17 protein-coding genes are annotated in these 11,467 nt (G+C 40.8%); all 17 read right to left on the bottom strand.

What is annotated here, in order from left to right; translation table 11 throughout:
* Positions 1-88: 88 nt before the first annotated feature.
* Positions 89-253, bottom strand: a complete 165-nt coding sequence (locus OH459_RS25805) for a hypothetical protein (protein ID WP_162836306.1) — start codon at positions 251-253, stop codon at positions 89-91.
* Between the two features lies 1 nt (position 254).
* Entirely contained in the window at positions 255-641 is a 387-nt protein-coding gene (locus OH459_RS28340) for a hypothetical protein (RefSeq protein WP_443088662.1), read from the bottom strand.
* A gap of 915 nt (positions 642-1,556) precedes the next feature.
* On the bottom strand, positions 1,557-1,802 hold the full coding sequence (locus OH459_RS25815) for a hypothetical protein (protein ID WP_225478311.1): 246 nt from the start codon (positions 1,800-1,802) through the stop codon (positions 1,557-1,559).
* 306 nt (positions 1,803-2,108) lie between these two features.
* Complete coding sequence (locus OH459_RS25825; protein ID WP_269989490.1) at positions 2,109-2,609, bottom strand: opioid growth factor receptor-related protein; 501 nt, start codon at positions 2,607-2,609, stop codon at positions 2,109-2,111.
* Positions 2,610-2,775: 166 nt separating this feature from the next.
* Positions 2,776-3,192, bottom strand: coding sequence for a GNAT family N-acetyltransferase (locus tag OH459_RS25835; protein WP_163000628.1), 417 nt, complete (start codon positions 3,190-3,192; stop codon positions 2,776-2,778).
* A gap of 175 nt (positions 3,193-3,367) precedes the next feature.
* Positions 3,368-3,958, bottom strand: coding sequence for a cold shock and DUF1294 domain-containing protein (locus OH459_RS25845; RefSeq protein ID WP_025611578.1), 591 nt, complete (start codon positions 3,956-3,958; stop codon positions 3,368-3,370).
* Positions 3,959-4,118: 160 nt separating this feature from the next.
* A complete protein-coding gene (locus tag OH459_RS25855) occupies positions 4,119-4,535 on the bottom strand; it encodes a GNAT family N-acetyltransferase (RefSeq protein WP_269989498.1) in 417 nt (138 codons plus the stop codon).
* 160 nt (positions 4,536-4,695) lie between these two features.
* Positions 4,696-5,184 carry an AAA family ATPase gene (locus OH459_RS25860; RefSeq protein WP_138955630.1) on the bottom strand — a complete coding sequence of 163 codons (489 nt, stop codon included), beginning with the start codon at positions 5,182-5,184 and terminating at the stop codon, positions 4,696-4,698.
* Between the two features lie 112 nt (positions 5,185-5,296).
* Complete coding sequence (locus tag OH459_RS25865; protein WP_230677364.1) at positions 5,297-5,809, bottom strand: HEPN domain-containing protein; 513 nt, start codon at positions 5,807-5,809, stop codon at positions 5,297-5,299.
* A 174-nt stretch (positions 5,810-5,983) separates the two neighbouring features.
* Positions 5,984-6,448: a hypothetical protein gene (locus tag OH459_RS25870; protein ID WP_258491012.1), complete on the bottom strand. Its 465-nt coding sequence runs from the start codon at positions 6,446-6,448 to the stop codon at positions 5,984-5,986.
* 133 nt (positions 6,449-6,581) lie between these two features.
* Positions 6,582-7,025 carry an HNH endonuclease gene (locus tag OH459_RS25880; RefSeq protein WP_050905074.1) on the bottom strand — a complete coding sequence of 148 codons (444 nt, stop codon included), beginning with the start codon at positions 7,023-7,025 and terminating at the stop codon, positions 6,582-6,584.
* Between the two features lie 141 nt (positions 7,026-7,166).
* Positions 7,167-7,784 (bottom strand): LysE family translocator, encoded by a 618-nt coding sequence (locus OH459_RS25890; protein ID WP_269989492.1) that lies wholly within the window; start codon positions 7,782-7,784, stop codon positions 7,167-7,169.
* Between the two features lie 136 nt (positions 7,785-7,920).
* A complete protein-coding gene (locus OH459_RS25895) occupies positions 7,921-8,424 on the bottom strand; it encodes a GNAT family N-acetyltransferase (RefSeq protein ID WP_269989493.1) in 504 nt (167 codons plus the stop codon).
* Positions 8,425-8,580: 156 nt separating this feature from the next.
* Positions 8,581-8,907 (bottom strand): hypothetical protein, encoded by a 327-nt coding sequence (locus OH459_RS25905; RefSeq protein ID WP_102389680.1) that lies wholly within the window; start codon positions 8,905-8,907, stop codon positions 8,581-8,583.
* 252 nt (positions 8,908-9,159) lie between these two features.
* Positions 9,160-9,783 (bottom strand): hypothetical protein, encoded by a 624-nt coding sequence (locus OH459_RS25915; RefSeq protein WP_269989495.1) that lies wholly within the window; start codon positions 9,781-9,783, stop codon positions 9,160-9,162.
* A 200-nt stretch (positions 9,784-9,983) separates the two neighbouring features.
* Positions 9,984-10,748: a hypothetical protein gene (locus OH459_RS25925; RefSeq protein ID WP_269989496.1), complete on the bottom strand. Its 765-nt coding sequence runs from the start codon at positions 10,746-10,748 to the stop codon at positions 9,984-9,986.
* A 179-nt stretch (positions 10,749-10,927) separates the two neighbouring features.
* A partial coding sequence (locus OH459_RS25935) for a CbrC family protein (RefSeq protein ID WP_269989497.1) occupies positions 10,928-11,467 on the bottom strand: 540 nt, incomplete at its 5' end.

The following is an 11,467-nucleotide window of genomic DNA, read 5'->3' on the forward strand; positions in this document are numbered from 1 at the left end:
AACCATACCACCGTAAACACAAAACCCAACGATGGAATGAAAAATGCCAAGCGTTGGGAATCACTCTTAAATGCTTTGTTATGTTTGCCTATTGGCTAAGCTTGGCGATCAAAGAGTCTAGTACCATAAGATCATTTGCTTTTTCCATATACTCATCACTGTCTTCGTCCAATTGGGATAACAGAGCATGCTCTCTTTCTAGTTTTTCTTTTAAGCACAGCTTGATATAACGGAGCTCTTTTTCATTGAACATTTCAACCTACCTGTGAGTTTGGAGAATTAATAAAACATGGTCTGGCACTAGATTCTAACTGCTGTAATTTTGTCAAATATAAACTAAGAGGCATATCTTGAAGCGGACGAATTGTGAAATGATGCTTCCCTTTACTTCCACCTTCGTCCAGCGAAACATGCAAACCATTTGGCATTTTAGTATGTTGTGGAATCTTCCACCACAACGTACCAAAATGAGGGTTTCGATAATTGAAGAGAGACAGCCCTCCGGATTTACAATCAACGAACTCAATTCCGTTTTTATTATATATTTTTAATATCCCATACAGCCTCCATATCTCGTGGAGGAGTCGTTCGAATGTAATCAAACTTTGCCTTAGTTTTGCGTCCGAGCCTGAACAAGTCAAAAGGTAAAGAAATATAGAATTTGATGGGCGTATGCATTTCTGTGTCCCTAGTTAGCGAATATGCAACAAGGGTAATTTCAGTGTGATATTCATCATAACGCCCGTTGTAGGCTTCTGGAGCTCAGTCGAAATCTCTAATTATCATATAACATTGAATTACATTAGCTTTTCGATACCGCCGGCAAACATAACGCCCTGTTAAGGTGTGAGCAACGCAATAACGATGCTACCGCATACCACCTTAAACACTAAAACTAACGCATAGTAAAAATGCCACGCGTTGCGAATCACTCTTAAACAGTTTGTTAGTTTGCAAACCCAAAGCGTTGATTTTACGTCATTTTAAACTTTGCAAACAACAAACTTTATGTGTTTTGATGCACTTAAGTCAGGCGTAGTCTCAAAGCGGCTACTCAATGAAACCACGTGGAACAAACAACGCCGCAGAAAACGAACTAACAACACCAAAAAGCGCTTTTGGAAAACCAATCTCACAATGCGGACTTTCAACAAAGCCACTGAAACCACATGAACTTACCACACCAGAGAAAACGCCATTTCAGCGAGTAAATCGTCTTTTGTACCAACAAACTCAACGAGCAGAGTTTCAGCAAAAAAGTTCGACTCAGTTAACCCCAAAACCACCGCTCCAAAGAACAAATCAACCGTTGAAACGATGCCAATTTTGAATTTTCACCACGCCAGTTAACACTGAAATTGAACGCCGATACGACAATTTCAACTTTGAGCTTTTACCACTAGATCTTGCGATATAGCTGCGTTTTTCCTCTTGCAAACTAACGCCCTGTTAAGGTGTGAGCAACGCAATACCGATGCCACCGCATAACACCTTAATCACCTAAACCAACGCATAGTGACAATGCCACGCGTTGCGAATCACTCTTAAACAGATTGTTATAACTCGATGCTAAAGTTGTTTTCCTCTGCGATATCCCATGCTTTCGCAAACTGCTCTGGTGTCGGAGGTATTACGTCAAACCAGTCGTAATTGAATACCTTTTCTCTAGCTTTGTGTAAGTCCCCGATAGTTTCAAAGCCATCACCAGGCAAGCCTGTTTCGGCGTTAACAACCAAAACACTTAAAGGAGGCAGTTTGTTCTGAGCACAAAAGTGAAGAATATGACCTAATTGTCTATCCATTGTCCCCGCTCCCTTATATCCAAGAATTTCAGCGACTTCACCGTAAGTAGTAATTTTGCGTTCGTAAGCGAACCCTATCAAAATTTGCCATATCTGAAGAGCTCGGTTTTCAAGGCTCGTATGATTAGAAAAGTATTTGATCATTTAGCTTTCTCCATAGAGTTATAACGCCCTGTTAAGGTGTGAGCAACGCAATACCGAAGCCACCGCATACCACCTTAAACACTAAACCTAACGCATAGTAAAAATGCCACGCGTTGCGAATCACTCTTAAACAGTTTGTTAGTGCGCTTTTTCAGCGATCCCCTAACCCTTGAGCGCGTTACGCCAATACTCGACAGTTTTATCTGAAACCATGCCGGTTTCTCTAGCTGCAGCCACGAGAAAGTCACACAAGTTAGCTGCTATCTGCTCATTACCGAGTAAATACAAACTACGAATTGCTCGGGTCAGGCGGAGTTGGTTGTGGTCATGACTTTTAAGCCAGACGTGGTTAGCAGGACTTAGTTCCAGTAATGAAGAAATTTCATACCCATCTCGCTGTAATCCCCAAAACTCAAGTAAGAGGTCGAGAGCTTTTATGTGAGCAACGCGCAATTCTTCTGAATTAGCAAAAGCCTCTCGATCTGCTTGAGCTACCAAAGGAGCATGTTGATTGAACTTAGTACCCTCATCTATCGGGAAAAGAACTTGAATATACTTATGATCATGCTCTAGCCAGAAGTGGTTGTATGCTAACAACTGCTCTACATTGCGACCAAATTTATCTGGAGCTTTACCAGATATGAAGCGAGCAATTTCACTCATTTTAAATCCTGCTAATTATAATTTTTATCTTTGCGCACTAACGCCCTGTTAAGGTGTGAGCAACGCAATACCGAAGCCGCCGCATGCCACCTTAAACACTAAGCGCAACGCATAGCAAAAATGCCACGCGTTGCGAATCACTCTTAAACAGTTTGTTATGTGCGTACTAAACCTTGTCACTGTTAGATGAATTGAAAGAAAACATACGAACTTCGTCGCGAGGAAACCAACCTAATTTTTCGTAGAAAGACTGCGCATTAATGTTTTCATTTGCGACGAATAGATGCGTCTTGGCTATACCTATTTTTGATAGAGCTTCCACTGCTGAAGATATGAGCTTTGCACCAACGCCTTTACCTCGAAAAGTTGAATCAACAGCCAGATGCTGCACATAACCTCGACGACCATCAGTCCCAACTAAAATAGCACCAATAATATTGTCACCATCCAATGCGACGAAACTAAGATTTGGATTGCGTTTTAGGTACTTACCTATGTTTTCCTTTGAATCTGCATCTCGCAGCAACATCGCTTCTGTTGTTGACCACAAGCCGATTACTTGCGAGTAATCTGAGATATGCATTTCTCTTATCACTACCGATTTTCCTCTAAGCACATAACGCCCTGTTAAGGGGTGAGCAACGCAATACCAAAGCCGCCGCATACCACCTTAAACACTAAAACCAACGCATAGTAAAAATGCCACGCGTTGCGAATCCCTCTTGAACAGTTTGTTAGCCCACATCTCACCGCTAGTGCTAGAACCAATTGCTAATAAAGTTCTGAACGAACACCGAACCTGATGGAGTGAATGTCCAAACAAATGCTCCAATATTTACGAATATTGTCAGCCACAAAATCGATTTAAATGGCTGTTTTTTCGACTTATGACGAAGTTGATTTTGAGCACATAATGCCCCCATCCAACCACCGAGTAACGATAAAAGATGAAGCGTATTTTCTGGTGTCCGCCATTTGCCGTTTTGAGCGGCATTTTTATCTATTGCGTACATTACGTAGGTTACAATGGACATCAGGATATAAGCTGCAATGAACAGCTTCTCACCACCTAATATGAATACAGCTGTACTCGCTAAAACTAAGTAGACGATGCTAAACATGATTGTTGAAGGTACCGAGCCGGAACCTAGAATTGTTACATTAGTGGCGTTGTAACGCCCTTTTTTGTCTTCGTTGACTTCAAATTTAACTTCATCATCGACCTTAGGGCGTCGACCTTTACTCTGAACCGTTGATATATGGAGAAAAACTCTTAATTCACCATTTAATGCCGAAATGAATCCATAACCTTTTGAGTCATTCCACTCTATAACTTTACCTTTGATCATCGAACTCTACTTTTTATTTCTCTCTTGTGGGCTAACGTCCTGTTAAGGTGTGAGCAACGCAATACCGAAGTAGCCCCTTACCACCTTAAACACTAAAACCAACGCATAGTAAAAATGCCACGCGTTGCGAATCACTCTTAAACAGTTTGTTATGTGCGTACTAAACCTTGTTACTGTTAGAAGAATTGAAAGAAAACATACGAACTTCGTCGCGAGGAAACCAACCTAATTTTTCGTAGAAAGACTGCGCATTAATGTTTTCATTTGCGACAAATAGATGCGTTTTGGCTATACCTATTTTTGATAGAGCTTCCACTGCTGAAGATATGAGCTTTGCACCAACGCCTTTACCTCGAAAAGTTGAATCAACAGCCAGATGCTGCACATAACCTCGACGACCATCAGTCCCAACTAAAATAGCACCAATAATATTGTCACCATCCAATGCGACGAAACTAAGATTTGGATTGCGTTTTAGGTACTTACCTATGTTTTCCTTTGAATCTGCATCTCGCAGCAACATCGCTTCTGTTGTTGACCACAAGCCGATTACTTGCGAGTAATCTGAGATATGCATTTCTCTTATCACTACCGACTTTCCTCTAAGCACATAACGCCGAGTTAAGGTGTGAGTAACGCAATACCGAACTTTCTGCATTACGCCTTAAACACCAAAACCAACGCAAATTAAAAATGCCAAGCGTTACGAATCACTCTTAAACGCTTTGTTATGCGTATTATCCCACACGTACCAGACTGAGTTTTTCACTCGCTGCTGGGGCTTCAAAATACTGAGTTACATGATGAAATACAGCCTCTGTGTCAAACATAGCTCTTTCAGGTTGTTCTACTCTGCGCTTAGCAATTTGGGATAAACATTGCTCATCTGCTAAGTCTAAATACCAGAGCTCATGCTCACTACTTACTTCAACGCACAGTGATACGAACCAAGCTCTTTGCTTAATAGTATTTGCTGGAAAATCCATGACAACGTTAACCCCAACATTCAACAAACTTTGAACATGGCTTTTAACGAAAGGCTTAATGAGATTAGAGTACTTAATGTAGTCGTCAAATGTTTGAATTTTTGAAGGATAATGAGCCGACAACCAATCGTCTTCTGAAATTAGGACTGCATTATTTTCAGCAGCCACGACCTTAGATTTAGTCGATTTTCCTGACCCCATCTTGCCACAGAAGAAGAACAGCTTTCCCTGATTTTCCATGTTTCCTCCATCTACGCATAACGCCGCATTAAGGTGTGAGCAGCGCTTGGCTATACTTGAGCGAAGCGAAAATGCCAAGCGTTGCGAATCGCTCTTAAATGCTTTGTTAGAATTATTTGGCAATACTGACTTCGTCCATTGCTCTAACTAAGCCTTTAATAAAGCGAATTGCTTTAGCCAGATCTTCTCTTTTTACAAGGTGAGCTTGCTGTTGATTTGTATTGGCTTGATGTGCAGCATCACCACGCATAGATACAAACTGATCGAGTACTTTCTTTGCTTGCGATGGATAATAATTATCCCACTTCCAACTTTCCGTAACATCGATATCAAAATATGCTTTAAATAGTTGCTTAGTCTTTGCGGTGTTCGGATTGAAGAAGCGCTTCAAGTCTTCGTCTACTTTTCTTTGAACAAAATGCCCTAGCTGGCTTCCCTTTACAGAGAATAGCCAAACTTCAATTTCCTCATTAAACCGATTTTTGACGTAGGTTTCCCAAGCAGCGAGCGTAAGCACCAACCCCGCTCGCTTCAGCGATTCCGTATTGTAGGCTGATGAACCATTTTTTTCTTCGTCAAAACGTTCTAAGATCTCTTCAGCATCTTGTATTGAACGCTCAAACAACTCTCCGGATTTTGTCAAAACTTACTCCTAGCTTAATAATAATTCTAACGCCGCATTAAGTGGTGAGCAACGCCTGCCACCCAACTTAACCCATTGTGCCGTAAACACTCAAGCCGAATAAAACCAAAAATGCCAAGCGTTGGGAATCCGTCTTAAATGCCTTGTTAGGTGTATTTACACTTGCTGCATAGGTTTTATACACCAAAATACTCCCTTTGGTGTAGAACGACCAACTACTTTATCAAATGACACTTTTCCTGTTTTAGAGCTGATGGTTAGATCAACTTTATTGGTAATCCAGTTCTGAAAAGGTGCTTCTGAAACTGACAAGTTAATTATGGATTGCTTTTGTATACATGCATTAATGTTTCTTCGGGTAGTACGTGGCCAAAACCAACCTTTTCCGCCGATTAAACAAGCCTCAAAGGAGTGTTTGTCGGGTACCAACTTCCTTATTTTCCGGAGAATATTAGGCAAAGCTTTAACACTGCAAGGGTGATCAAAATGGCAAAGAAATGCGATTTTGTTCAAGCTGTCCCAGCCATAAAATCCCGTACAAATCCAAATGTTATTGGTTGACAATGATTCAGCATTTTTTGCTATTGAATATTGATGTTGTAAGACTTGAACGTTATCCATAACTTCTCCGAACACCTAACGCCCTGTTAAGGTGTGAGCAACGCAATACTGAAGCTCCCGCATACCACCTTAAACACCAAACACAACGCATAGTAAAAATGCCACGCGTTGCGAATCACTCTTAAACAGATTGTTAGGATTCGAGCCCCAGTAAAATCCGCTCTCTCCATTGTGGATGATCTATAGTAATTTCATCTAAATTTCTCGGAGCCCAAATAGAATTTCTCTTTTTGGTATTACACTTTTGGCAGGCGATAACAAGGTTATACTCCATTGATACACCACCAATAGATGCTGGTACCACATGTTCAACAATGTATTCATAAGCGTTTCTATCGCCACAGTACTGACACACTCGCCCATCCCTAGCAAATATACGTTTACGCATTGCTGCTGAGGTATGGTAAGTTTCTTTAGTTGAGGGTCTCCTGAAATAGACTAAATCAGCATTAATTGCACTTAAGCTACAACTGTATTTTTCCGCTAGTTTCTTTTTCAAACTGGCGTCAAAGTCAATACCAAGGTTTAATAACCTCCTAACTTCTTCTTGACGCTCTACTATATTCGGGTGAGCCAAACTATTTCTCCTGAATCCTAACGCCCTGTTAAGGTGTGAGCAACGCAATACCGAAGCTCCCGCATACCACCTTAAACACTAAAAACAACGCATAGTAAAAATGCCACGCGTTGCGAATCACTCTTAAACAGTTTGTTAGTTTTATTGCTGGCGACTCAGTAACAAGCTTGCTCCAGACATAGCCAAAAAAGTCGCACAGCCTCTATTGAAGCGCTTTGCCATTTTCGGCTTCGTAAACCACTGCCTTAAGTACATCCCAAAGATCGCATAAATCGATATTGCACCCATTTCTAAAATTAAGAACGTAGCCCCTAAAACGAAGAACTGTTTATTTACACTCGCTGAAACATCGACGAACTGTGGTAGGAAGGCGGTAAAGATTAAGATCGCCTTTGGATTACCAGCGGCTAGCAAAAATTCTTGTTTAGCTAAACCTAATCGGTTGCGAGTATTTTCTAGATCAGAAACAGGACTTGCTTCCGAACGCCAAAGATTAAAGGAAATCCACAACAAATAAGCCGCGCCAACAATTTTAATCGTTAGAAATAGAGTCTCAGAAGCATAGAGAACGACTGCTAAACCAGAAGCAGCCAAGGCAATCATTACAGCGAACGCAGCAATACGACCAAGTCCCGCAATAAAAGCGGACTTGAAGCCATAACAACGGGCATTGTTCATGGACAATAGATTGTTTGGACCAGGAGTCATATTGAGCGCAAAACACGCAGGTATAAAGAACAATAACTTCCAGATTTCCACAATATTCCCTCCATAAAACTAACGCCCAATTAAGGTGTGAAGCACGCGACCACGACACTTAATTTGACCGCCGTAAACACCAAACTAAACCCAAACCAAAAATGCCAAGCGTGCTGAATCACTCTTAAATTGTTTGTTAGGTGCGGAGCAGTTTTGACATATAGAACTCGTCAACATACCGACCATCAACATTCAAAGAATTGCGCTTAGTACCCTCGACCTCAAAACCTTGTTTCTGATAAAGATTAAATGCTCGGTCATTATGACACATTACTGTCAGTTCAAGCCTTGTAAACTCATGCTCTAAAGCCCAATTTTCGAGATGTTTTAGTAATTGCTTACCATAACCACTGCCGGACGCTGATTGCTTGATGCCCATGACACAATACATTGAGTGACGATTTCGATTCGCTGTATTACCGATACCAGCAACAAAACCACAAACCTCTTGTTCACTTAAAATAACGAACATTACCTTAGAATCACTTTCAGAAAATGACTCTAGAATTTTCACTTGTTGCTCAAGGGTAGTATTTCTCTCGCCCTCTTCTAGCATCATAAACTTTGACTCACGATCTAATTGATACATGAGATCTAACACTGACTGAGCATCACTAACTCTGACTTCCCTAATTTGCATAGAACTTCCTATTTTCCACATGAGCACCTAACGCCTTGTTAAGGTGTGAGGCACGCAATACCAAAGCCGCAGCATATCACCTTAACCACTAAAACTAACGCATAGTAAAAATGCCACGCGTGCCGAATCACTCTTGAACAATTTGTTAGGTAGTTCTTACAGAACGACTCCGTATAAAAGTCCCCATCCAAGAATTAACCCAACAAATGCGAACGCTTGACTCTTTACTTTTAAACTAGCAATAAAAGATTGAGCAAGACTTGAACCTATTAGGAATAACAAGATTGGCGTCCACCAAACATAAAGGGTGTAGCTTAAAATCAAACACGCAAAGGCAGTTATCAATGAAGCTAATACAAGTATCGTCAATCCCGAAAACCACGCACCTACACTCCACCCTCGAGGTTCCGCATAGTTTTCATAAATAACAACACTCGTCGCCGAAACATAAAGAAAGCACAAAATAGCAAAACCTAAATACATGACTAATCTCCCACCTAAAACGGGGATGCTGCCAAAATACGAGAATACCTGCATTATCAGTACATAGAATTGAGACGGAATATCTAATAATTTACCAAATTAAAGTAGAAGTAGACGTCCATTTATTGTACTGCCTAACGCCTTGTTAAGGTGTGAGGCGCGCAACACCGAAATCTCCGCATACCACCTTAAACACTAAAACTAATGCATAGTAAAAATGCCACGCGTGCCGAATCACTCTTGAACAATTTGTTAAGCAGCAGCCCAACGTTTAAGACGCCCTTTCCCTATCTGCTTACAGACGCACGAATAAAGTTCTTTCTCGAATGCCTTAGTTGAAGAGGAAGCTCGGGAAATTGCTCGAGCAAGAGTGTTTCTTGCGACGGGCGCGTTAACTTTGTTCAAATACTCAAGAGCATATGCATTCGCGTAGGCTTCGGCACCGACTAAATTTACTGTTTTCTTATTTTCCAGTTTGAAGTTACCATCTGCTCGCTGAATATCTGACGCATGCCCTAGCTCATGAGCGAGAGCAATAAGCTTCAACATATACGACCAGTCTTCTTGATATTCCGGAGGAATGCTACTTTCGTAGGGCACTTCAGAAGGTATGAATATCACTTGCTCAATACCGTTTTCAGTTTGGATATTAACCAAGCAACCTTCTAAATTTACATTTTGGTTCAAAGTACCATTACAATATGTTTGTCCATCAACATAAAAAGTCAGTATTTCATACTTTCCCAATCCAACACTTGATAATTTAGCTTTATCGTCCAAGTGAAGGATAGAACTATCAATCACGTTAACAGAATGAACATTAATTCCGTTTTTGTATTGAACTAGTTCTTCGAACATCTTCTCATAGTCAACCAATTAACTTTCCTCACTTACCTATGACTGCTTAACGCCCTGTTAAGGTGTGAGCAACGCTATACCAATGCTTCCGCATACCACCTTAAACACTAAACGCAACGCATAGTAAAAATGCCACGCGTTGCGAATCACTCTTAAACAGTTTGTTATACGCACAAAAAAGCGCCGAAGATTTCGACGCTTTGTTAATCAGGGGAATGTTAGCAATTTACTTTTGCTAGGCGTTTTCTAAGGAGCTTTTCTCTGATCTCTTGCTGTTCGCTTAAAAAATCCACAGCAGCAGATACGCTCACTTTTGTAACGCTACCAGCTGGCGAAGTTCTTAATGGTGGAACTACGCCTTTTTTTGCAGCAGCTAACTCAATAGCTTCAGCAGGGGTTCCAATTAGCATGATCAATGTCCTCAAACGTTCTAGTAATAGAGACTTGTAAGCACTAGTCTCTGTATCAATTGTATTATCAAATGTAGGTGCTTGCCAGATCTTTTTGTTTACATTGCCTCCTGAGAACATCTCATCTTTCAGGTATGCAAAATTCAAAGCTCTTTCAACACAGCAAGTATCTGTCAATTTATAACTCGGCTCGGTGCGGCTTGAGTGATTAAACAACGCAGCAAACTCTCCACCAGAGCCTAAATACGCAACTCGACCAATGTAGTATGGTGGTTTTGATAAAAACTCACCATCTGACGCATCAAGTGTAAGTTGCTCAACTTCAGAACCACATGAAGCAGCTCTGGAAATTAAACTAATAAATCGCTCACTACTAATTAGGTTTAGCTGTTTTGCTTGGTACAGCAATATCGGAAGCTCGTCTCCTGCAAACAAGGTCAGTGACTCCCCTTGTTCACTATAAACATATTTTTTTATAGGGTGGTCAACTAGCTCGAGTTTTGGTGCAGAAGATAAAGACCATTTAGAATCAACAGCAAAGAATTCATGTTCTCGTGCAATTGCAGTGGTCATCTCTTCAACTCAATAATTCAACAAGGTTCGGAATCATATACGAAACGTTGCACGTATTAAATTATTTTATTCAATGAAAACAATCAAGTGACTAAAAAATGCACATGAATTTGTGCGCATAACGCCCTGTTAAGGTGTGAGCAACGCAATACCGAAGCCGCCGCATATCACCTTAAACACTAAAACCAACGCATAATAAAAATGCCACATGATCTACACTTGAACTTGTAGATTGCTGGGTTTCCACCTTTTTCATAGTAAGTGACTATTTGATGCCACTCATTAATACCTATTAGCTGATCGTTTAGTAAAACCTCTAATTCAGCGTCTTTTACCTGTAATAGATCAGACTTCTCTGCATCTCCATGAAATTCACAAGCATCGCCACAGTGCGATAGCCACACTTCTTGCTGCCATGAAATATAGCTTGGAGTTCTCTCGCAAACTTCCTTCACCACAGACTTATCAAGTCTAGCTTTCATCAATGGATGTGGATCAGCAAACTCTCCGTCAAATTTCTTCGCCGCCGAGCCATCAGAAATACACCAGGGACAAATAGTTTCTATGTCATGCTCAGAGTAAATAGTAGAAGTTGCCCTGTAGCCACGACTGACACCACAACATTCACAATTTGCATCTGTAACTTCTAAAGCACCCGTTTTAATGGGATCTGGATGATACTTAAATGTTGGTAATTCCATTGTACCTCCGAGTAAAGC

It is taken from the genome of Vibrio sp. MM46, assembly GCF_027587135.1.
Lineage (GTDB): Bacteria > Pseudomonadota > Gammaproteobacteria > Enterobacterales > Vibrionaceae > Vibrio > Vibrio harveyi.